Source organism: Nonlabens sp., from assembly GCF_018401815.1.
Taxonomy (GTDB): domain Bacteria; phylum Bacteroidota; class Bacteroidia; order Flavobacteriales; family Flavobacteriaceae; genus Nonlabens.
The window spans coordinates 345,192-365,298 of record NZ_JAGYKG010000002.1 but is presented as its reverse complement, the minus strand read 5'-3'; the positions used below and the strand labels follow the sequence as shown (position 1 = coordinate 365,298).

Annotated in this window: 29 protein-coding genes; all 29 read right to left on the bottom strand. The window is 38.4% G+C overall.

From position 1 onward, the window contains the following. Window positions 1-15 precede the first annotated feature (15 nt). The 29 genes from KG732_RS06045 to rplW all read right to left on the bottom strand — a co-directional run bounded on the left by KG732_RS06045 (window position 16) and on the right by rplW (window position 20,106). Window positions 16-5,244, bottom strand: coding sequence for a reprolysin-like metallopeptidase (locus KG732_RS06045; protein WP_213521557.1), 5,229 nt, complete (start codon window positions 5,242-5,244; stop codon window positions 16-18). 217 nt (window positions 5,245-5,461) lie between these two features. After that, window positions 5,462-6,748, bottom strand: coding sequence for a phosphopyruvate hydratase (eno, locus tag KG732_RS06040; RefSeq protein ID WP_213521556.1), 1,287 nt, complete (start codon window positions 6,746-6,748; stop codon window positions 5,462-5,464). Then, complete coding sequence (gene carA / locus KG732_RS06035) at window positions 6,745-7,863, bottom strand: glutamine-hydrolyzing carbamoyl-phosphate synthase small subunit (protein ID WP_213521555.1); 1,119 nt, start codon at window positions 7,861-7,863, stop codon at window positions 6,745-6,747. The genes eno and carA overlap by 4 nt, the downstream gene beginning before the upstream one ends. 84 nt (window positions 7,864-7,947) lie before the next feature. Beyond that, window positions 7,948-8,418: a 50S ribosomal protein L17 gene (gene rplQ / locus KG732_RS06030; RefSeq protein ID WP_213521554.1), complete on the bottom strand. Its 471-nt coding sequence runs from the start codon at window positions 8,416-8,418 to the stop codon at window positions 7,948-7,950. 30 nt (window positions 8,419-8,448) lie between these two features. Beyond that, window positions 8,449-9,441, bottom strand: a complete 993-nt coding sequence (locus KG732_RS06025) for a DNA-directed RNA polymerase subunit alpha (protein ID WP_213521553.1) — start codon at window positions 9,439-9,441, stop codon at window positions 8,449-8,451. Between the two features lie 23 nt (window positions 9,442-9,464). Continuing rightward, a complete protein-coding gene (gene rpsD / locus KG732_RS06020; RefSeq protein WP_213521552.1) occupies window positions 9,465-10,070 on the bottom strand; it encodes a 30S ribosomal protein S4 in 606 nt (201 codons plus the stop codon). 84 nt (window positions 10,071-10,154) lie between these two features. After that, window positions 10,155-10,544 (bottom strand): 30S ribosomal protein S11, encoded by a 390-nt coding sequence (gene rpsK, locus KG732_RS06015; protein WP_169933370.1) that lies wholly within the window; start codon window positions 10,542-10,544, stop codon window positions 10,155-10,157. 12 nt (window positions 10,545-10,556) lie between these two features. Next, a complete protein-coding gene (gene rpsM / locus KG732_RS06010; protein ID WP_213521551.1) occupies window positions 10,557-10,931 on the bottom strand; it encodes a 30S ribosomal protein S13 in 375 nt (124 codons plus the stop codon). A gap of 3 nt (window positions 10,932-10,934) precedes the next feature. After that, window positions 10,935-11,051, bottom strand: a complete 117-nt coding sequence (gene ykgO / locus KG732_RS06005; protein ID WP_213521550.1) for a type B 50S ribosomal protein L36 — start codon at window positions 11,049-11,051, stop codon at window positions 10,935-10,937. A gap of 1 nt (window position 11,052) precedes the next feature. Next, window positions 11,053-11,268 (bottom strand): translation initiation factor IF-1, encoded by a 216-nt coding sequence (gene infA / locus KG732_RS06000; protein WP_013549436.1) that lies wholly within the window; start codon window positions 11,266-11,268, stop codon window positions 11,053-11,055. Next, window positions 11,268-12,602 (bottom strand): preprotein translocase subunit SecY, encoded by a 1,335-nt coding sequence (secY, locus tag KG732_RS05995; RefSeq protein ID WP_213521549.1) that lies wholly within the window; start codon window positions 12,600-12,602, stop codon window positions 11,268-11,270. The genes infA and secY overlap by 1 nt, the downstream gene beginning before the upstream one ends. Before the next feature lie 9 nt (window positions 12,603-12,611). Beyond that, window positions 12,612-13,064 carry a 50S ribosomal protein L15 gene (gene rplO / locus KG732_RS05990; protein ID WP_213521548.1) on the bottom strand — a complete coding sequence of 151 codons (453 nt, stop codon included), beginning with the start codon at window positions 13,062-13,064 and terminating at the stop codon, window positions 12,612-12,614. An 11-nt stretch (window positions 13,065-13,075) separates the two neighbouring features. Beyond that, the gene (rpmD, locus tag KG732_RS05985) at window positions 13,076-13,255 is read right to left on the bottom strand and encodes a 50S ribosomal protein L30 (RefSeq protein WP_213521547.1); all 180 of its coding nucleotides are present in this window, start codon (window positions 13,253-13,255) and stop codon (window positions 13,076-13,078) included. An 8-nt stretch (window positions 13,256-13,263) separates the two neighbouring features. After that, window positions 13,264-13,788, bottom strand: a complete 525-nt coding sequence (gene rpsE / locus KG732_RS05980; RefSeq protein ID WP_213521546.1) for a 30S ribosomal protein S5 — start codon at window positions 13,786-13,788, stop codon at window positions 13,264-13,266. Between the two features lie 18 nt (window positions 13,789-13,806). Continuing rightward, entirely contained in the window at window positions 13,807-14,154 is a 348-nt protein-coding gene (gene rplR, locus KG732_RS05975; RefSeq protein WP_213521545.1) for a 50S ribosomal protein L18, read from the bottom strand. A 12-nt stretch (window positions 14,155-14,166) separates the two neighbouring features. Then, entirely contained in the window at window positions 14,167-14,709 is a 543-nt protein-coding gene (gene rplF / locus KG732_RS05970) for a 50S ribosomal protein L6 (protein WP_213521544.1), read from the bottom strand. Window positions 14,710-14,718: 9 nt separating this feature from the next. Further along, complete coding sequence (gene rpsH / locus KG732_RS05965; RefSeq protein ID WP_213521543.1) at window positions 14,719-15,117, bottom strand: 30S ribosomal protein S8; 399 nt, start codon at window positions 15,115-15,117, stop codon at window positions 14,719-14,721. Window positions 15,118-15,135: 18 nt separating this feature from the next. Continuing rightward, window positions 15,136-15,405 carry a 30S ribosomal protein S14 gene (gene rpsN, locus KG732_RS05960; protein ID WP_101013351.1) on the bottom strand — a complete coding sequence of 90 codons (270 nt, stop codon included), beginning with the start codon at window positions 15,403-15,405 and terminating at the stop codon, window positions 15,136-15,138. Between the two features lie 6 nt (window positions 15,406-15,411). Then, the gene (gene rplE / locus KG732_RS05955) at window positions 15,412-15,963 is read right to left on the bottom strand and encodes a 50S ribosomal protein L5 (RefSeq protein WP_213521542.1); all 552 of its coding nucleotides are present in this window, start codon (window positions 15,961-15,963) and stop codon (window positions 15,412-15,414) included. A gap of 2 nt (window positions 15,964-15,965) precedes the next feature. After that, a complete protein-coding gene (gene rplX, locus KG732_RS05950; RefSeq protein WP_213521541.1) occupies window positions 15,966-16,277 on the bottom strand; it encodes a 50S ribosomal protein L24 in 312 nt (103 codons plus the stop codon). A 9-nt stretch (window positions 16,278-16,286) separates the two neighbouring features. Continuing rightward, window positions 16,287-16,655, bottom strand: coding sequence for a 50S ribosomal protein L14 (gene rplN, locus KG732_RS05945; RefSeq protein ID WP_101013348.1), 369 nt, complete (start codon window positions 16,653-16,655; stop codon window positions 16,287-16,289). Further along, window positions 16,655-16,912, bottom strand: coding sequence for a 30S ribosomal protein S17 (gene rpsQ / locus KG732_RS05940; RefSeq protein ID WP_213521540.1), 258 nt, complete (start codon window positions 16,910-16,912; stop codon window positions 16,655-16,657). Before rpsQ ends, rplN begins: the two co-directional genes overlap by 1 nt. A gap of 7 nt (window positions 16,913-16,919) precedes the next feature. Continuing rightward, on the bottom strand, window positions 16,920-17,102 hold the full coding sequence (gene rpmC / locus KG732_RS05935) for a 50S ribosomal protein L29 (protein WP_104515656.1): 183 nt from the start codon (window positions 17,100-17,102) through the stop codon (window positions 16,920-16,922). Between the two features lie 9 nt (window positions 17,103-17,111). Continuing rightward, entirely contained in the window at window positions 17,112-17,531 is a 420-nt protein-coding gene (gene rplP, locus KG732_RS05930; RefSeq protein ID WP_213521539.1) for a 50S ribosomal protein L16, read from the bottom strand. A 12-nt stretch (window positions 17,532-17,543) separates the two neighbouring features. Then, window positions 17,544-18,269, bottom strand: coding sequence for a 30S ribosomal protein S3 (gene rpsC, locus KG732_RS05925; RefSeq protein WP_213521538.1), 726 nt, complete (start codon window positions 18,267-18,269; stop codon window positions 17,544-17,546). Between the two features lie 7 nt (window positions 18,270-18,276). Further along, entirely contained in the window at window positions 18,277-18,687 is a 411-nt protein-coding gene (gene rplV, locus KG732_RS05920; RefSeq protein WP_213521537.1) for a 50S ribosomal protein L22, read from the bottom strand. Between the two features lie 8 nt (window positions 18,688-18,695). Beyond that, window positions 18,696-18,974 carry a 30S ribosomal protein S19 gene (gene rpsS / locus KG732_RS05915; protein ID WP_169933355.1) on the bottom strand — a complete coding sequence of 93 codons (279 nt, stop codon included), beginning with the start codon at window positions 18,972-18,974 and terminating at the stop codon, window positions 18,696-18,698. A gap of 3 nt (window positions 18,975-18,977) precedes the next feature. Further along, window positions 18,978-19,802 carry a 50S ribosomal protein L2 gene (rplB, locus tag KG732_RS05910; RefSeq protein WP_213521536.1) on the bottom strand — a complete coding sequence of 275 codons (825 nt, stop codon included), beginning with the start codon at window positions 19,800-19,802 and terminating at the stop codon, window positions 18,978-18,980. Window positions 19,803-19,815: 13 nt separating this feature from the next. After that, a complete protein-coding gene (rplW, locus tag KG732_RS05905; RefSeq protein ID WP_213521535.1) occupies window positions 19,816-20,106 on the bottom strand; it encodes a 50S ribosomal protein L23 in 291 nt (96 codons plus the stop codon). Window position 20,107 lies beyond the last annotated feature (1 nt).

The following is a 20,107-nucleotide window of genomic DNA, read 5'->3' as shown; positions in this document are numbered from 1 at the left end:
CAAAACTAGCAACTATTATTTTACGATAAGTTGTACCGTAGCACTCTCTTCTCTTGTACTAACTTTTAATAAGTAGACCCCTGAACGGAGAACAACTGAAGGTTTGATCCTTTGTATATCTGTAAAAAAAGTAACCCTCTCATAAATATTCTGACCTAAGGCATTGTACATGCTCAGTTGCACCTCTTTACCAAGAAGGTACGTACTCGACACTTGGAAGCTATTATTCTCTATAGGATTAGGATAAACTGCTATAGAATTGATCAAGCTATTTTCTTCTACACTTAAGGTACCATCAGCATACTCTATTAAAAATCTATTATTCATACTTCCAGAAGCGCCTACACTAAAACTTAGGGCATTATGACCATCTTGTAATAGCCTTCGCGTTCCTAACTCTTGATCCACTAATATGGCAGTCAAACCCGCATTCAATGCAACTTCTAGATCCATAATATAAGAGTTACTTCTATAGTTAGAAAGGTAAATTGGGGTGATGTCGCCATCCATTGGCAGCTGCCGCCTTTCAATACTTAATTGGTCTGAACCAGTTGTAAAAGCAAGTGTTTCGTCTAGATTCACAAATTTTACTGCATCTTCTTGCGTGACGCTGTTGCTGAAACTACTTCCATATTGCATAGTTGCTTGATCAATCAGCTCTATGCCACTGGCATCTTTTAGCGAGATAGTGATGAAGTGATTTTGATGATACGCACCAAATACTGGAGTAATAGGCTGATCAACAGCTTTATGACTTTCTTTAAAAGTCCAACCAGAAACTCCTGTGGCAGGAACAAATACCGACTGCCCTGGTTGTAAAAACTTATTAGCAGCACTTGATCCTGGAAAAGCAGTACCATTAAGTGTTGACATATCTACGGTGGCATAAGCACCACGTGTGTTAAGTGTGGGATCCCAGACATAAACAAAGTTGGTATTTAAACCAGAAGTAGCAACGTCATTTAAAACGTTCTTAAAGTCAACAGCTGCCTGATAGGGATTAGAAACCATCGCAAACCCCCCATTTACAGTGGAATACGACCTTGAATAATCTCCTGTGTGAACTGAACCACTTGCTCTTAAAATGGTCACAGAAGGCTGCGCATTATTGTTTGTTAAATCTGTTGTGCGGTCACCTCTTACCATGATCCTTAAAGGAGCACCGATAACCAGTTGCTCTATATTGGTATTAGGGACCACGCTCCAAGTATAATTATCGTTATCAAATGTATATAAGGAATAGGCTCCTGAAGCATTGACGTCAAAACCGTTTGACGCACTAGGCCCTGTAATATGTGTTCCTAAGCCGGCAACTACTGCTCCATTTTCTTGCCAGTTCTCTCTAATCGTACCTGTCGAATTTACAGAAGAAGCTAGAAATCTAAAAGCACGTTTGGCAGGTATATAACGCTCTACTCTAACGCTACCGTTTATAGTTGCTGCACTAGCATCATCTAACTGCCCCGTTGTAGTGGCATTACTTTTAAATACGATAGTGTTAGTTGTGTTTAACACAGATGCTTGAGGCCTTAACACATAGTAAATATTGGTAAGGGCACCAAAACTTACTCCAGTAGGGTTGTTGACTTCTAAAATATGCAGCTCTAATGATCCCGCACCACTTATGCTTTGAGCCGAAGACCCGTTTAATCTCAAGGTACCCTGAGTACCATCTAGTTCTCCTACTACACTTAGATTTCCATTTACAGTAAGCACTGCGTTTGATGCTATAGAAAGTACCCCTGCCGTCACGGAAAGATCATTAATAGTGGCATCTACAGCAACAGGTGCCGTACCTGATACGACTTGCGCATTTAAACTTCCAGTTTCAGCATGAGGAGCAAATGGTGTCCAAACCCCAGCATCATAGATGAGCGTAGGATCTTCAATGTTAATAGTAAACACCTTCCCTAGCAAGACTGTATTGGCATTACCTAGGACGCTATACCCAAAGGAATCAGCGCTCACCAATTCTAAGGAAGTATGTACATATTGAATGCGATTGTTATCTATATCTCCTTGAGTAAAGGTATCACCTATATTTAGATCTACTCCATTAAGCTGGATTTGTCCAAAGTCCACATCATTGGTAACTACATAAACCAAGTTGGCAGCAGTAAAGCCTGCTTGTACTGATCTCAGTGAGCTATTATTAATCACATTAGTAGCGTTAAAGCTGGTGGTTAAACCCAAGTTTAAATCAGTTTCAATATCATTTACATATTGTAATCTTCCACAAACCGTTACCGAGAATTGATTGAATGTACCACCCGTACCAGCTGTTCTATCGGTCGCGAGCAACACCCATTCTCCTAAAGCACTTGCATCATTAAACCTAGTAAATGCTTGACCTGGTCGTTGATTACCCGTTAAAGCTCCTGTATAACCGGGCGCACAACCAAAATTTTGTGTGCCATCATCACTTACGACCAGATCAAAATTAACTCCGCTTGCACACTCTCTGTTGTATACTTCAGCAAACCTGCCTGTAGGAGCACTCAATTGCATTTTAATATGTCCTGTATCTCCGTGAGTGGCATTCATATAATAACTGAGTTTAGTGACCTCTATATCATCCGTAACTACCACTTTTGCAGCAACTGCATTGATACTGGTATTCCATTCGTCTTGTCGGTTTGCCGGTTGGGCTGTGTTCTCATAAGTTTCATTGTCGTAGGTGGTACAGACCTCTTGAGCGGTTTGAAATAAACTGATGGACGCCACTGTTCCAGAGGTACAATCATTAGAAGGAGTCACTCTCCAATAGTAGATGGCGCTATGCACCAGCGTTGTAGGCTGGTAGCTGTTTTGAAAAAAAACGGTATGGGACTCCGTGATGATTGAAAAATCACTATTCTCCGAAATCTCTACTAAATAACTAGAGGCACTGGCAAGATCCTCCCATTGAAGTAAAGGATTGGCTACTTGGTTTGCTGCCCCATTTACTGGAGCAATTTGTAAGATATTTCCTACTAAATTATCAAATAATTTAAAAGTTAGGTTTTTAGATAGGGTCACCGATGTGGATTGTGCTGCTACACTAAAATCATACTGATTAGCAGCTACAGCTGCGGTACCAGAGATACTAATGCTCACTGTGGCATCGGCAGTGGTAGAACTTGGTGTAAAGGTGGCTGTTAAGCCTGCTGGCAAACCTAGGGCACTAAAAGTAACACTTTCATTAAAGTCTGGTGCTGCATTGTATTCAAAAGTAGTAGTACCATCACTAGGCTGACAAACTGAAAAATCATCAGTTGTAGCTGTTAGTTCAAAGGAACCCTCTTTGATCTCAAAGGTTCCGTTGTTGACATTGTAAAAGTAATTTCCAACAGCTTCAACCAGGATTCTAGCATGAACGGTTTTAGCTCCAGTAGGTATGGTAACATTTACAGTACCTGAGTTAGGTACATTACTGGCTAACATTATTGGATAAGTATATCCGCCGTCTAGTGATAATTTTACATTTACTTGCTCTGCTAAGGCCGGCTGATTCGTATTTGCAACATCCCATGCAACTGTTTTGGTCTCTCCTTCATGCCAAATATCAGTTGCCACTGGTGCATTCACTCTGAAAGGACCAGCAGCTGTAGTAGGTTTCACAATTACTTCTGCTTGATCTGTTTGCCCTCCATTAAAGTTGTTGTCATAGATAGTAGCAACAAACGTCATCTCTCTAGTTACTGAAGAAAGTGTTTCCCAGATATCATCAGCTCCATTCAACACTTCCTCAAGATTAGGAAAATATCTAGTAGGATCAGTAGTGGCAAATTTCGATCTGAACATAGGTCCACTAGTACTCGAACTTAACGGAGGCTGGGTGGCCCCGGTTGCTGCGGCAGCACCAGTATCTAATTGATCCCAGCGATAGGTGTAAACCTCACCCGCATCTGGAGGAACGCTAGAACTTGCAGTTAACTTAAAAGGAGTAGCTATAGGCATGAATTTCTCTACTAAGTTTTGTGCATCAGGAGCCGTAGGATTATTAGAACCTAATGAAATCTGATCGTCACATGTATCTAATGCCATTGTAGCATGCATCTCTTGCAAACTAATCGCATGAAAATAAGCATCTGAATTATCTTGCACGTTAGGAGCACAAATACCTGCATATCCCATAATGGTAGAAGCACTTCCGGTTTCATAAGGTTGAGAAGAAGGACTACCTCCAAAACATCCATTGTAAAAGGTATGAGAAGCACCAAACTGGTGGCCTATCTCATGAGATACATAATCTATATCAAAAGGATCAAACTCTGGAGTTACAATACCAGTCACTCCTCTTCCTTTATTAAAATTATTACATCTAGAAGCGCTAGCAATTCCGCCACCACCAGTTGAGAATACATGACCTATATCATAAGCTGCACTACCTATTTGACCATTAATTATAGAAGTGTTTACACCTATCATTTGACCGCCACTATAGTTATCATATGGATCGGTATTTGAATCTGTATAAATTAAACTGCCATTATTACCTACCAAAGTGAATCTAATAGACATTTCTTTTTCAAATACAGAGTTGACTCTAGTAATTGTAGTTACTATACCGGCAATAGCGTCAGCTACAGCACTGCCATTTCCGGCATTTCCGTCGTCATGATAGGCTGTATACTCGGCAGTTGCTGCTACTGCTAATCTATAAGTTCTCAACTGTCTATCTCTAAAAGCTTTGGTTTCCATACCTGTAAACGAAGAGGTATTTAATAGATGCATGCCATCATCTACCCCACAACTGAAATCATCATCAGCGGCTCTAGAAAGATCTTTTCGATCGTAAGACATGATAATATTAGGAACACTCTTAGCATAAGGGTCCATGTAACTAATGTTCTCGCCGGTAATTAAACCTCTAAAGCCTTGAGGAGTTAAAGTGAAATAGATGGTGTTTAATGGGTTTTGCTGGCTTTTCCCTACATAAGATTTTATGTTTGGGTATTGAACTTGTAATTCCTTCGAAACCGTTCCCGAATTATAAACGCTGAAAGTTTCAAAGGTATCGGTTGCAGTAGGGAAGTCTATAGCTATTCCATTTGATGCCGAAAAACGGTCTTGGGCAACTACTAATTTATCAGTTAACGCCTGTGTGTTCAATCTAACTAAGTGGTAGGCCGACGGCTGAACCCCTCTTTCTTCAGAAGTTACTTTTGCTACCTCTTGTTGATCAACTGATTCCCAGATCACTTGAGCGGTATTAAAAAAGGGAAATAGTAAAAGACAAGTAAAAAATAGAATTCGATTCATCTAAATATGTTTTTATAACATAAATAAACAACTCTTTAACGTTGATTTAAAAATATTTTATATAATTCGTACTATTTAATGACAAAATGTGTTTTTAATCGATTAATTTATTTTTTAAATCGGTATTTTATAATCGTTTATTAAACAACAAAGCCATCTATTTCTAGACGGCTTTGTTGTGTGGCGCTTTCGCGAAAGCGAAATTCCTAAAAGGCTATTACAATTGAAACGCCTTTCTACCTGGATAATAAGCAGCATCTGCCAGCTCTTCTTCAATACGCAACAACTGATTGTATTTTGCCATACGATCAGAACGTGAAGCAGAACCTGTTTTGATTTGACCTGTAGCTAATGCTACGGCAAGATCTGCAATGGTATTATCTTCTGTTTCTCCACTGCGATGCGACATTACTGAGGTATAACCAGCTTTATGGGCCATAGTTACTGCTGCAATTGTTTCTGTAAGGGTCCCTATTTGATTGACCTTAATAAGAATAGAATTTGCAATATGGTTTTCAATTCCTCTAGATAAGCGTTCTACGTTGGTCACAAAAAGGTCATCACCTACTAGCTGTACTTTGTGGCCTGCTTTTTCTGTTAAGATTTTCCATCCGTCCCAATCGTTTTCATCCATACCATCTTCAATAGAAATAATAGGATATTTATCTGCTAATTCAGCAAGATAAGCCGCTTGTTCTTCAGATGATCTGATGACCCCTGAAGCTCCTTCAAATTTTGTATAGTCGTATTTACCGTCTACAAAAAATTCTGCAGCAGCGCAATCTAAAGCAATCATTATTTGTTTACCTGGCTCGTATCCGGCATTTTTGATGGCTAGTAATATGGTATCTAAAGCATCTTCTGTACCGTCTAATTTAGGCGCAAAACCACCCTCATCACCTACTGCTGTACTCAAACCTCTATCGTGAAGTACTTTTTTCAAATGATGAAAAATCTCTGTACCCATTTGCAAAGCATGAGAAAAGCTATCAGCTTCCACTGGCATCACCATAAATTCTTGAAACGCTATAGGAGCATCACTATGTGAGCCTCCATTTATGATATTCATCATAGGAACTGGAAGCATACAAGCGCTCATTCCTCCAATGTATTTATACAACGGTTGGTTGAGTTCCAATGCGGCTGCTTTTGCACAAGCTAAAGAAACTCCTAGAATCGCGTTTGCTCCTAACTTTGCTTTGTTAGGTGTACCGTCTAAATCAATCATTAATTGATCGATGTAAGCTTGTTCAAAAACAGATGTTCCTAAAAGCTCTTCAGCGATAACTGTATTGACATTAATTACTGCTTTACTTACCCCCTTACCCATATAAGATGTTCCACCATCTCTCAATTCGACTGCCTCATGTTCTCCCGTAGATGCCCCTGAAGGCACAGCGGCTCTACCCATAATCCCGTTGGATGTAAATACATCAACTTCGACGGTTGGGTTGCCTCTTGAATCAAATATTTGTCTGGCGTGTACTTCTATAATTGTGCTCATGCGGAAACTTTTTTGTTTGTTTGGATTAAATTAATAAATTGATCAAATAAGTAGGTAGCGTCATTAGGACCTGGGCCTGCTTCTGGATGATATTGAACAGAGAAACACGGCTTAGTTAGGTGTTTGATACCTGCTACAGTATTGTCATTTAAATGATAATGTGTGATTTTAATATGTGCATTTTGTTCTGTCTCTTCTCTATTGATGGCAAAACCATGGTTCTGAGAAGTAATTTCCCCTTTACCAGTTGCTACGTTCATAATAGGATGATTGATACCTCTGTGCCCATTATGCATTTTAAAGGTTGAGATACCATTAGCCAAGGCAATAATTTGATGACCTAAACAAATTCCGAATAAAGGAAAACCTGCATCAATGATATCTTTAGCAGTTTGAATAGCTGTTGTTAATGGAGCTGGATCACCAGGACCATTGGATAGAAAATAGCCATCTGGCTCAAAGGTTTTCATTTCTTCAAAAGAAGAATTATAAGGAAAAACCTTGATATACACGCCTCTATCTGCTAAGTTGCGCAAAATATTCTTTTTGATTCCCAAATCCAAGGCAGCTACTTTGATACTGGAATTTTGATCACCAAAATAATAAGGCTCCTTACAAGAAACCTTAGAAGCAAGCTCCAAACCTTTCATAGAAGGAACTCGAGATAACTGTAACTTTAATTTTTCCATATCTTCTAACTCTGAAGAAATGATAGCGTTTTGGGCGCCATGATCTCTGATATAAGAAACCAAGGCACGCGTATCTACGTCTGATAAAATCACTAACTTTTGCTTTTCAAGTAGCGTAAGCAAATCCCCATCAGCTGATACACGTGAAAATATTTCAGAAAAGTTTTTACAAACCAAACCTGCTATTTTAACAGAATCCGACTCCTCGTCTGTAGACACTACACCGTAATTACCGATGTGAGCATTAGTCGTCACCATTAGCTGTCCGTAATAAGACGGATCAGTAAAGATTTCTTGATAACCTGTAGTTCCTGTATTAAAACATATTTCTCCAGTGGCTGTACCACCAGTTCCTACTGCCTTTCCGTGGAAAATGGTACCATCTTCCAACAAAATAATGGCCTCTTTTTTTTCTAGATATCCCATAATCAATTTATATTCAAAAATAATTTAAAAAAAAAGGACCAATGAAATATTCATTGATCCTTTTTCTACAACTTATAAAGAAAATTATTCTTCTTCATTTGTTTTTGTTTCAGCAACTGGAGCATCAGCTGTTGATTTACTTTTTCGACTACGACGGGTCGTTGCTTTTTTAGCACCAACTTCTAACTTATACGTCTCATTAAAGTCTACTAGCTCGATCATTGCCATATCAGCATTATCACCAAGTCTATTTCCCATTTTAATGATTCTTGTATACCCACCTGGACGATCTCCCACCTTGGAAGCTACATCTCTAAAAAGCTCAGTTACTGCTTCCTTACTTCTAAGTTTAGCAAAAACTAACCTTCTATTATGAGTAGTATCTTCTTTTGATTTAGTGATCAGGGGCTCTACAAATTGTTTAAGAGCCTTTGCTTTTGCTACAGTAGTATTAATACGTTTGTGCTCAATAAGAGAACAACTCATATTAGACAACATTGCCTTACGGTGTGCTGTCTTTCTACTTAAATGATTTACTTTTTTTCCGTGCTTCATTTTCTGTTATATTCTTGAACTAGGATCAACCTAGTCACGGTCTAATTTATATTTTGCTAAGTCCATACCAAAGTTTAAGCTTTTGATATTTACTAATTCTTCCAACTCCGTTAGCGATTTCTTACCAAAATTTCTGAATTTCATCAAGTCATTTTTATTGTAAGAAACTAAATCGCCAAGTGTTTCCACTTCGGCAGCCTTAAGACAATTTAAAGCTCTTACTGAGAGCTCCATGTCTACTAACTTAGTTTTTAGAAGCTGACGCATATGAAGACTTTCTTCATCATAGGTTTCTGTCTGAGCTATTTCATCTGCCTCCAAAGTAATTCTCTCATCAGAGAACAGCATAAAGTGGTGGATTAATGTTTTAGCAGCCTCTGTAAGAGCATGCTTTGGATGAATACTACCGTCAGTAACGATTTCAAAAACTAACTTTTCAAAATCAGTTTTTTGCTCGACACGATAATTTTCAATGCTATACTTCACATTTTTGATAGGCGTAAAAATAGAATCTATTGCGATAGTGCCTATGGCAGCATTAGTATTCTTATTCTCTTCCGCAGGAACATATCCACGTCCCTTTTCTATGGTTAATTCTAGGTTCAAGCTGACACTGCTTTCCGTGTTACAAATAAGCATTTCGGGATTCAACACTTGAAATCCAGAGATGTGCTTTTGTAAATCACCAGCAGTAAATTGATCTTTACCTGAGAAGGATACATTTACTACTTCGCTATCTACTTCGTCGATCTGTCTTCTGAAACGCACTTGTTTGAAATTTAAAATAATTTCAGTTACGTCTTCCACGACACCTTCGATGGTAGAAAATTCATGATCTACACCTTCTATACGTATGGAGGTAATTGCAAATCCTTCTAATGAAGATAAAAGTACTCTTCTAAGTGCATTACCAACGGTGAGTCCGTAACCTGGTTCCAAAGGTCTGAATTCGAATTTTCCTTCGAAATCAGTTGAATCAATCATGATTACTTTATCCGGCTTTTGGAAATTTAATATTGCCATAAGATTACTTAATGAGTTGGTTATTATTTAGAGTACAATTCTACGATCAATTGTTCTTTGATGTTTTCTGGGATTTGTAAACGTTCAGGAACACTTACAAAAGCACCTTTCAAAGAAGCCTTATTGAAAGTAATAAAATCATAAACACGATCATTAGACGACAAAGCGTTATCTATAGCAGAAAGTGATTTTGATTTTTCACGAACAGCGACTTCATCGCCAGGTTTTAACTGGTAAGATGGAATATTCACTAATTGTCCATTTACAGTAATATGTCTGTGCGACACCAGTTGTCTTGAACCTCTACGAGTTCTAGCCAACCCCATTCTGTAGACTACATTGTCTAGGCGGGATTCACACAATTGAAGCAAAACTTCACCAGTAATACCTGTACTACGAACCGCCTTTTCAAACATAAGTCTGAATTGCTTTTCTAGAATACCATAGGTATATTTAGCTTTTTGTTTTTCTTTTAACTGAACTGCATATTCAGATTCTTTTCCACGACGTCTTGCGTTACCGTGCATACCTGGAGGATAGTTTTTCTTCTCCAAAGCTTTACTAGGGCCAAAAATTGGTTCTCTGAATCTACGAGCAATTTTTGCCTTAGGACCTCTATATCTTGCCATTTTTATAAATTTTGTGAGTGGTGTATCATGAATTCAGGTCTATATCCTTCAATGATCTTATAACTACTCGATATTAAAATTAAATTAAACTCTTCTTCTTTTTGGTGGACGACAACCATTGTGTGGTAACGGTGTAACGTCAATAATTTCGGTTACTTCAATACCTGCATTGTGAATCGAACGTATAGCACTTTCACGACCATTACCTGGACCCTTCACATATGCCTTAATTTTACGTAAACCGGCTTCGTGAGCTACTTTAGAACAATCCTCAGCTGCCAACTGTGCAGCATAGGGTGTATTCTTTTTTGAACCACGGAAGCCCATTTTCCCAGCAGATGACCAAGAGATCACCTCACCTTTCTTGTTTGTAAGCGAAATCAATATGTTATTGAACGATGAAGAAATGTGAGCTTCCCCAACACTATCAACGATTACTTTGCGCTTTTTAGCTACTGTTTTAGACTTTGCCATATCAGTTACTTATTATTTAGTTGCTTTCTTTTTGTTAGCAACAGTCTTACGTTTTCCTTTGCGTGTACGAGAATTATTCTTAGTACGTTGTCCTCTTAATGGAAGACCAGATCTGTGACGAACACCTCTATAACATCCTATGTCCATAAGACGTTTGATGTTAACTTGAGTTTCAGATCTCAATTCACCCTCTATGGTAAATTCACCAATAGCTGCACGAATTTTTCCAATCTCGTCATCATCCCAGTCGTTAACTTTTTTATCAAGGCTAACACCACTAGCAATAAGAACATCCTTTGCACGATTCCTACCTACACCGTAAATGTAAGTTAATGCTATTTCTCCACGTTTATTTTTAGGTATATCTACCCCTGCAATTCTAGCCATAGCTTAACCTTGTCTTTGTTTAAATTTAGGATTCTTTTTGTTAATGACGTATAGACGCCCTTTACGACGAACTATCTTACAGTCAACACTTCTCTTTTTAATTGACGCTCTTACTTTCATGTTAGTATCTATAAGTGATCCTTGCTTTCGATAAATCGTAAGGACTCATTTCTAATTTAACTTTATCTCCAGGTAATAATTTAATATAGTGCATACGCATCTTACCCGATATATGCGCAGTCACAACATGACCATTTTCCAATTCTACTCTAAACATAGCGTTTGAGAGAGCTTCTATGATGGAACCATCTTGTTCTATTGCTGATTGTTTTGCCATTATGCTACCGCTTTTCTATTCTTACCCGTCTTTATTAAACCGTCATAATGACGATTGAGAAGATAAGAGTTAATTTGTTGCATCGTGTCAATTGCTACACCTACCATAATTAAAAGGGACGTACCCCCATAAAATAATGCCCAAGACTGTGTAACACCCATTAGGGAAATTACCGCAGGGAAAATAGCAACTGCAGCTAGAAACAATGAACCAGGCAGCGTAATTTGTGACATAATGCGATCTAAATATTCAGAAGTTTCCGTACCTGGACGAATTCCAGGAATAAAACCACCATTGCGCTTTAAATCGTCTGCCATTTTATTAGTAGGAACCGTAATTGCGGTATAAAAATAGGTAAATACTATTATTAGCAAGGCAAAGGTTAAGTTGTACCAAAATCCAAAAATATCACTGTAGGCCGTGCCAATTGACTTTGCCCACGAAGAGTCCATTTGACCGATAGCCGAAGGAACAAACATTATCGCTTGCGCAAAGATAATAGGCATTACTCCAGAAGCGTTTAATTTTAACGGAATATACTGACGAGATCCAAAAACATTTTTCTCATACCCTCCTGTTGCAGATCTTCTCGCATATTGAACTGGGATCTTTCTAACACCCATGACAAGCATGATACAGGAAGCTATTACCAGTAACCAAATAACCAACTCAACTATAATCAGAAACCAACTACCAACTCCGTCAATACGGGAACCTACTTCCTGTATAAAGGCTTGTGGTAACGTGGCAATAATTCCCACCATAATTAATAATGAAATACCATTTCCGATACCCTTATCGGTAATTTTTTCTCCAAGCCACATAGCAAAAACACAACCTGTGACCAAAATAATGGTACTTAATAGTAAGAACAGCGTTTGTTGATCTTGCATCATAAATGCAGACTCAGGAACACCGAGAGAACCTAAAGAAAGCATGTAGCTAGGTGCTTGAATAAGACAAATACCTATGGTAAGCCATCTAGTAATTTGATTGATTTTCTTTCTGCCAGACTCCCCTTCCTTTTGAAGTTTTTGTAAATAAGGAATAGCGATACCCATTAATTGAACAACAATACTAGCAGAAATATAAGGCATGATACCCAGAGCAAAGACAGAGGCTTTAGCAAAAGCACCACCCGTAAAAGCATTAAGAATACCACCTATACCATCTTTAAAATTAGAGGCTAAACCGACCAATTGAGTTGAATCAATACCAGGTAATGTAATTTGAGCACCAAATCGATATACCAATAGTAAACTAAAGGTCATTATGATGCGATCCCTCAGCTCCTCTATCTTCCAGATATTTTTTAAATTATCAATTAACTTCATCTAAAAGAATTAAACTGTTTGTACTTGACCACCTACTTTTTCTATAGCAGCTTTAGCAGTTGCAGTGAATTTGTGAGCAGAAATAGTGACTGCAGCTTTAATATCACCACGACCTAATATCTTAACCAAGTCCTTCTTATGCACCAATCGTTCTGCAATTAAATCATCAATTGAGATCGTATCTGTGAAACGTCCAGCTTCATAATAAGCCTGGATGACATCCAAGTTTACTCCAGCATACTCTTTTCTGTTGATATTGGTGAAACCAAATTTAGGAACACGACGTTGAAGTGGCATTTGACCACCTTCAAAACCTACCTTTTTGGAATAACCCGACCTAGATTTTGCTCCTTTGTGACCACGAGTAGCGGTACCACCTTTACCAGATCCTTGACCACGACCAATAATCTTGGCAGCATTCTTAACAGAACCTTCAGCTGGTTTTAAATTATGTAAACCCATTATAATATTTTTTAAGCCTTCTCTACAGAGACTAAATGTTGAACTTTAGCTATCATACCTTGTATCACAGAAGTATCTTCATGCTCTACAACCTGATTCATCTTTCTTAAACCTAGAGACTCTAGTGTTCTTTTTTGTCTTGCCGTCCTATTGATGGCACTACGTACTTTCTTTACCTTTAATATAGCCATGACAATAATTATCCGTTAAAAACTTTATCTAATGAAATACCTCTTTGCTTGGCTACGGTCTCCGCGTTACGCAATTGTAGTAGCGCGTCAAAAGTAGCTTTCACTACGTTATGAGGATTGGAAGATCCTTGGTTCTTACTAAGAACATCGTGAACACCTACAGCCTCAAGAACCGCTCTAATAGCACCACCAGCTATCACCCCGGTACCAGCAGATGCAGGCATCAATAAAACCTTGGCACCACCAAACTTTCCTTTTTGCTCATGAGGTATAGTTCCTTTTCTCAAAGGAATACGAACTAGATTCTTCTTAGCGTCCTCAACCGATTTCGATATTGCCTCAGAAACTTCTTTAGACTTACCTAAACCGTGACCTACAACACCATTTTCATCACCAACAACCACAATTGCTGAAAATCCAAAGGCACGACCACCTTTTGTTACTTTAGTAACACGTTGAACACCTACTAAACGATCCTTAAGCTCAAGGCCACCTGGCTTTACCGTTTCTACGTTTTTATATTTTTGGTACATTATATTAAATGTTTCAAATTAAAATTTAAGACCACCTTCACGAGCTCCCTCTGCAAGAGACAGAACACGACCGTGATACAAATAACCGCCTCTATCAAAAGAAACCGTTTCCACACCAGCAGCTATAGCTTTCTCAGCAACAGCCTTACCCACTTCTTTAGCAGCTTCTGCCTTAGGACTGTTGGACTTAAGCTCACGTGATGAGGCCGATGCGATGGTCACTCCATCTACATCATTAATTACCTGAGCATAAATTTCTTTATTGCTTCTAAAAACAGATAACCTAGGACGGCTTGCCGTTCCATTAACCGTTTTACGAATACGCTTACGGATTTTTATTCTTCTAGCTGACTTTGAAATTGCCATAATAAATATAAATTATGCTGATTTACCAGCTTTTCTTCTAATTATTTCTCCTACAAACTTAACACCTTTTCCTTTATAAGGTTCTGGTGGACGGAAACCTCTGATCTTTGCGGCTACTTGCCCAACCAACTGCTTATCAAAAGAAGTCAATTTGATAACTGGATTTTTTCCCTTATCGGACACTGTTTCAATTTGCACCTCAGGGGCAATATTAAGAACAATGTTATGTGAAAAACCTAAAGCCAATTCTAGCTTTTGACCTTGACTAGATGCTCTATAACCAACACCTACAAGTTCCAATTGTTTGGTCCAACCAGTGGAAACACCTTGCACCATATTATCTATTAACGACCTGTAAAGACCATGTTTGGCTCTGTGATCCTTGGCATCTGAAGGACGACTAACAACTACATGCCCTTCGCCAACCTCGATACTAACATCTGCGTAAGGTTGTACTAACCTTCCAAGCTTACCTTCAACGATGATTTCCTTATTTTCTACTTTTACCGATACACCAGCAGGTATAGCCACCGGATTCTTTCCTATTCTAGACATAACTGTATATTAATAAACGTAACAAAGAACTTCACCACCAACATTTTCTGAGCGAGCTTGTTTGTCTGTCATAACACCCCTTGAGGTAGATATGATAGCAATTCCAAGACCGTTAAGAATACGTGGCAACTCGCTAGCACCAGAATACTTTCGTAAACCTGGTTTAGAGAGACGCTGTAAATCTTTAATAACGGATTCTTTAGTGTCTCGATCGTATTTTAAAGCGATCTTTATATTTTGTTGAGCCGAAGTCTCTTCAAACTTATAGCTAAGAATATAACCTTGATCAAATAAGATTTTAGTTATTTCTTTTTTTACTTTAGATGCAGGTATATCAACTACTCTGTGATTTGCTCTAACGGCATTCCTTATTCTAGTTAGATAATCTGCGATTGGATCTGTATTCATAATTATATCTTTAAGCTATTACCAACTAGCCTTTTTAACGCCAGGAATTAAACCTTGATTAGCCATTTGTCGAAACATTACACGTGAAACACCGAACTGTCTCATGTACCCTTTAGGCCGACCAGTTAACTTACATCGATTGTGTAAACGAACAGGAGAAGCATTTTTTGGAAGCTTTTGTAACTCTTCGTAATCACCTGCTTCTTTTAAAGCTTTTCTCTTAGCGGCATATTTATCCACTATTGCTTGACGCTTGCGCTCACGCGCTTTCATTGATTCTTTTGCCATCTCTAATTAGTTCTTTTTAAAAGGTAAGCCCAACTCTGCAAGAAGTGATTTTGCTTCTTTATCAGTATCAGCACTGGTTACAAATGTAATATCCATACCAGAAATTTTATTGACCTTATCTATATTAATTTCAGGAAAGATAATTTGCTCCGTTATACCTAAGTTATAATTACCTCTACCATCAAATCCATCTGCTTTTATTCCTTGAAAATCTCTTACCCTTGGTAGGGCAACAGTTACAAAACGGTCTAAAAATTCATACATGCGATCCCCTCGTAACGTTACTTTAACACCAATAGGCATTCCCTTACGTAATTTGAACGATGCTACATCTTTCTTTGAGAGTGTAGCAACCGCTTTTTGACCAGTGATTGTTGTAAACTCCTCTAAAGCATAATCAATCAATTTCTTATCAGCGACAGCACCACCTACTCCGCGACTAAGCACAATTTTCTGTAGCTTAGGAATTTCCATAACATTTTTGTATGAAAACTCTGCCTGTAACGCTCCTGCAATACGCTCTTTATATTCTCCCTTAAGTCTTGGTAAATACGACATGATTATATAACTTCTTTAGTTGTTTTAGCAATACGTACATTTTTACCATCCTTTGATTCATAACCAATTTTGGTACTCTTTCCATTCTTATCAATCAAAGAAAGGTTAGAGACATGTAACGCAGCTTCTTTTTCTTTTATACCACCCTGAGGATTAGTTGCACTAGGCTTCTCGTGTTTAGAAACCATATTAACCCCCTCAACGATAGCCTTATTTTTTACAATAAATACTTTAGAGACCTTACCCTCAGAACCTTTGTGTTCTCCAGCGATTACTCTTACTGTATCTCCTGTTTTAATTTTTAACTTTGCCATAATTTTTTATTATAGAACTTCTGGAGCTAGTGAAACAATTTTCATGAACTGTCGATCACGTAGTTCACGTGCAACAGGTCCAAAAACACGAGTCCCTCTCATGTCAGAAGTTGGGTTTAATAAAACACAAGCATTGTCGTCAAAACGGATATAAGAACCATCTGGTCTTCTAACCTCTTTTTTAGTACGAACAACGACTGCAGTTGAAACTGCACCCTTCTTAATATTACCATTAGGAGTAGATTCCTTAACAGAAACAACAATTTTGTCCCCTACAGAAGCATACCTCCTTTTAGTTCCACCCAGTACACGAATACAAAGAACTTCCTTTGCACCAGTATTGTCGGCTACTTTTAATCTAGATTCTTGTTGTACCATTACTTAGCTCTTTCTAATATTTCTACTAATCTCCAGTTCTTAGACTTACTCAAAGGTCGAGTTTCCATAATTCGTACGGTATCGCCTTCATTGCACTCATTGTTTTCATCATGAGCCACATATTTTTTTGTCTTTAGAACAAACTTTCCATACATAGGGTGTTTTTGTCTTTTGACTTCAGTAACGACAATGCTTTTATCCATCTTATTACTTTTAACAACTCCTACACGTTCTTTTCTTAAATTTCTAGTCTCCATAGTAGCACTATTTATTATTGATCGCCGTCTTGATTCTCGCAATAGTCTTACGCAGTTTAGTAATCTGTGAAGGATTATCTAATGGTGACATACTATGAGTTCTTTTTAAATCTCCGTAAGCAACTTGTGACTCCACAAGTTTATCTTTTAATTCCTCTAGGGAATATCCTTTAACTTCTGATTGTTTCATGACTCAAATCTATTCTTGATAATCGCGAGCGACTATGAATTTAGTTTTAACTGGTAGTTTTTGTGCCGCAAGACGCAAAGCTTCTTGTGCAACAGCATGAGGTACACCAGAAATTTCAAAAAGAATTCTACCTGGTTTAACAACAGCTGCCCAATACTCGACATTACCCTTACCTTTACCCATACGAACCTCAAGAGGCTTCTTAGTAATAGGTTTATCTGGAAATATCTTGATCCATAAAGAACCCTCTCTCTTCATATAACGAGTAGCCGCAATACGCGCTGCCTCAATTTGTCTTGAGTTAATGAAATTAGAATCTAACGATTTAATCCCAAAAGTCCCGTAGGCTAGCTGGTTACCGCGTCCGGAATCACCTTTCATGCGACCCTTTTGCTGTTTTCTAAATTTTGTTTTTCTAGGTTGTAACATTTCTAGCTATTATTATTTTCTGCGACGACGATTACCACCACGAGGGTCAGCACCACCACCATTATTTCCTTGTTGTTTCTTCGCAAGTCCTACAAGAGGAGAAAGATCACGTTTACCATAAACCTCTCCTTTCATAATCCATACCTTCACTCCTATTCTACCGTACGTAGTGTGCGACTCCACTAAAGCGTAGTCAATATCAGCACGAAAGGTAGAAAGCGGTATACGACCATCTTTAAATGACTCCGATCTCGCCATCTCAGCACCATTCAATCGACCTGAAATTTGAACTTTAATACCTTCTGCATTCATTCTCATAGCAGCAGTAATAGCCATCTTGATAGCACGTCTGTAAGAGATGCGATTTTCGATCTGTCTTGCGATGCTAGACCCTACTAAATGAGCATCTAATTCCGGTCTTTTGATTTCATGAATGTTAATTTGAACATCTTTACCAGATATTTTTTTCAACTCTTCTTTCAAACGATCTACTTCAGAACCACCTTTACCGATAATAATACCAGGTCGTGCCGTAGTAATAGTAACCGTAACTAGTTTCAGGGTACGCTCGATAATAATACGAGATACGCTGGCTTTTGATAAACGAGCGTGAATATACTTGCGTATTTTATCATCCTCTGCTAACTTATCTCCATAGTCATTTCCACCATACCAGTTAGATTCCCACCCGCGGATGATACCTAAACGATTTCCTATTGGATTTGTTTTCTGTCCCATAAATATATTAGTTAGCCTCTACGGTATTAGTTTGACCTAACACAAGAGTAACGTGGTTTGATCTTTTTCTTATTCTATGCGCTCTACCCTGTGGAGCAGGTCGCAATCTCTTTAACATGGCACCACCATCAACTCTTATCTCTTTGATAAAAAGTCCAGCCTCAGTAACATCGGCATCTTCGTTTTTGGCTTGCCAATTAGCAATCGCACTAAGTACCAGTTTATCCAGTCTTCTAGCCGCCTCTTTAGAAGAAAACTTGAGAATGCTTAACGCATCTTCTACCTTCTTGCCTCGGATAATATCGGCTACCAATCTCATTTTACGAGGTGAAGTAGGGCAATTATTAAGCTTTGCAAAAGCAATTTTACTTCTCTCTTCCTTTAGCTTTTCAGCCGTTTGTCTTTTACGAACTCCCATAGCTTAGCTTATTTTTTACCTTTGTTCTTTGCACCACCGTGACCTCTATAAGATCTAGTAGGTGAAAATTCACCAAGTTTGTGTCCCACCATGTTCTCTGTAACAAACACAGGAACAAACTGACGTCCATTGTGAACAGCGATTGTTTGACCGACAAAATCTGGTGTGATCATAGATGCACGTGACCAAGTTTTGATAACAGTTTTCTTTCCAGACTCAATGTTTTGAGCCACCTTAGATTCAAGTTTATGAAATACGTAAGGTCCTTTTTTAAGTGAACGAGCCATAATTTATTTCTTTCTACGTTCTATTATATATTGAGTACTTGCTTTATTCTTGTCACGTGTGCGATACCCTTTAGCAGGTATACCATTACGTGATCTTGGATGACCTCCAGAAGACTTACCTTCTCCACCACCCATTGGGTGATCAACAGGGTTCATCACTACTGGACGAGTTCTAGGTCGTCTACCTAACCATCTAGATCGTCCCGCTTTACCACCAACTACTAATTGATGATCACTGTTAGAGACGGCACCTATAGTGGCCAGACATTCTTGCAAAATCAATCTGATTTCACCAGAAGGCATTTTAATTGTAGCGTATTTACCATCTCTGGCCATCAATTGAGAAAAAGCACCGGCACTACGAGCAATAACAGCCCCTTGTCCTGGACGTAATTCAATACAACTAATGATAGAACCCAAAGGAATTTGAGAAAGCTTCATAGCATTTCCAACTTCCGGTGTGGCAGTTTCACCAGAAACAATGTTCTGACCAACTTTAAGACCATTAGGAGCTACGATATAACGCTTTTCCCCATCTTGGTAATTCACTAGCGCTATAAAAGCAGTACGGTTTGGATCGTACTCGATACTAGCAACTGTTGCAGGAACACCATGATGATTTCTTTTGAAATCGATAATACGGTAGCGTCTTTTGTGACCACCACCTTTGTAACGCATCGTCATACGACCACTAGCATTACGACCACCTGAACGTTTTATCGGAGCGAGTAAACTCTTCTCCGGCTTATCAGTTGTAATGGCGTCGTAGCCATTAACAACTCTAAATCGCTGTCCAGGAGTTACAGGTTTTAATTTTCTTACTGACATTAGTGTCTTTTAATTATAGATTACTATAAAGATCAATGGTTTCACCATCTTTAAGTTGTACAAACGCTTTTTTACGAGCACTAGTTTTACCAACTTGAATCCCTGATTTAGTATATTTAGTATTGCGATTAATACGAGTATTCATCGTTCTTACTTTTAGAACAGTTACCCCATAGGTCGCTTCTACTTCCTTTTTGATTTGAACTTTATTAGCCTTAGAAGACACTTCAAAACCGTAACGATTTAGAAGCTCACTATCTCTAGTTGCCTTCTCAGTAATAATAGGTTTTATTAAAATGCTCATG

Bases quoted from the DNA above. Each gene is read 5' to 3' on its own strand.
- rpsN (WP_101013351.1), bottom strand. From the start codon at position 15,405: ATGGCAAAAGAATCAATGAAAGCGCGTGAGCGCAAGCGTCAAGCAATA.
- rpmC (WP_104515656.1), bottom strand. From the start codon at position 17,102: ATGAAACAATCAGAAGTTAAAGGATATTCCCTAGAGGAATTAAAAGAT.
- rplP (WP_213521539.1), bottom strand. From the start codon at position 17,531: ATGTTACAACCTAGAAAAACAAAATTTAGAAAACAGCAAAAGGGTCGC.
- rplO (WP_213521548.1), bottom strand. From the start codon at position 13,064: ATGGGTTTACATAATTTAAAACCAGCTGAAGGTTCTGTTAAGAATGCT.
- KG732_RS06025 (WP_213521553.1), bottom strand. From the start codon at position 9,441: ATGGCAATATTAAATTTCCAAAAGCCGGATAAAGTAATCATGATTGAT.
- rplW (WP_213521535.1), bottom strand. From the start codon at position 20,106: ATGAGCATTTTAATAAAACCTATTATTACTGAGAAGGCAACTAGAGAT.
- rpsQ (WP_213521540.1), bottom strand. From the start codon at position 16,912: ATGGAGACTAGAAATTTAAGAAAAGAACGTGTAGGAGTTGTTAAAAGT.
- infA (WP_013549436.1), bottom strand. From the start codon at position 11,268: ATGGCAAAACAATCAGCAATAGAACAAGATGGTTCCATCATAGAAGCT.
- rplX (WP_213521541.1), bottom strand. From the start codon at position 16,277: ATGGCAAAGTTAAAAATTAAAACAGGAGATACAGTAAGAGTAATCGCT.
- rplF (WP_213521544.1), bottom strand. From the start codon at position 14,709: ATGTCTAGAATAGGAAAGAATCCGGTGGCTATACCTGCTGGTGTATCG.
- rplE (WP_213521542.1), bottom strand. From the start codon at position 15,963: ATGTCGTATTTACCAAGACTTAAGGGAGAATATAAAGAGCGTATTGCA.
- KG732_RS06045 (WP_213521557.1), bottom strand. From the start codon at position 5,244: ATGAATCGAATTCTATTTTTTACTTGTCTTTTACTATTTCCCTTTTTT.
- rpsD (WP_213521552.1), bottom strand. From the start codon at position 10,070: ATGGCAAGATATAGAGGTCCTAAGGCAAAAATTGCTCGTAGATTCAGA.
- rpsE (WP_213521546.1), bottom strand. From the start codon at position 13,788: ATGTACCAAAAATATAAAAACGTAGAAACGGTAAAGCCAGGTGGCCTT.
- ykgO (WP_213521550.1), bottom strand. From the start codon at position 11,051: ATGAAAGTAAGAGCGTCAATTAAAAAGAGAAGTGTTGACTGTAAGATA.
- rpsH (WP_213521543.1), bottom strand. From the start codon at position 15,117: ATGAATACAGATCCAATCGCAGATTATCTAACTAGAATAAGGAATGCC.
- secY (WP_213521549.1), bottom strand. From the start codon at position 12,602: ATGAAGTTAATTGATAATTTAAAAAATATCTGGAAGATAGAGGAGCTG.
- rpsC (WP_213521538.1), bottom strand. From the start codon at position 18,269: ATGGGACAGAAAACAAATCCAATAGGAAATCGTTTAGGTATCATCCGC.
- rplB (WP_213521536.1), bottom strand. From the start codon at position 19,802: ATGTCAGTAAGAAAATTAAAACCTGTAACTCCTGGACAGCGATTTAGA.
- rpsM (WP_213521551.1), bottom strand. From the start codon at position 10,931: ATGGCTAGAATTGCAGGGGTAGATATACCTAAAAATAAACGTGGAGAA.
- rplR (WP_213521545.1), bottom strand. From the start codon at position 14,154: ATGGCAATTTCAAAGTCAGCTAGAAGAATAAAAATCCGTAAGCGTATT.
- eno (WP_213521556.1), bottom strand. From the start codon at position 6,748: ATGAGCACAATTATAGAAGTACACGCCAGACAAATATTTGATTCAAGA.
- rplQ (WP_213521554.1), bottom strand. From the start codon at position 8,418: ATGAAGCACGGAAAAAAAGTAAATCATTTAAGTAGAAAGACAGCACAC.
- rplN (WP_101013348.1), bottom strand. From the start codon at position 16,655: ATGGTACAACAAGAATCTAGATTAAAAGTAGCCGACAATACTGGTGCA.
- rpsS (WP_169933355.1), bottom strand. From the start codon at position 18,974: ATGGCTCGTTCACTTAAAAAAGGACCTTACGTATTTCATAAACTTGAA.
- rpsK (WP_169933370.1), bottom strand. From the start codon at position 10,544: ATGGCAAAGTCTAAAACAGTAGCTAAAAAGCGCAAAGTAATCGTTGAT.
- rpmD (WP_213521547.1), bottom strand. From the start codon at position 13,255: ATGGCTATATTAAAGGTAAAGAAAGTACGTAGTGCCATCAATAGGACG.
- carA (WP_213521555.1), bottom strand. From the start codon at position 7,863: ATGGGATATCTAGAAAAAAAAGAGGCCATTATTTTGTTGGAAGATGGT.
- rplV (WP_213521537.1), bottom strand. From the start codon at position 18,687: ATGGGAGTTCGTAAAAGACAAACGGCTGAAAAGCTAAAGGAAGAGAGA.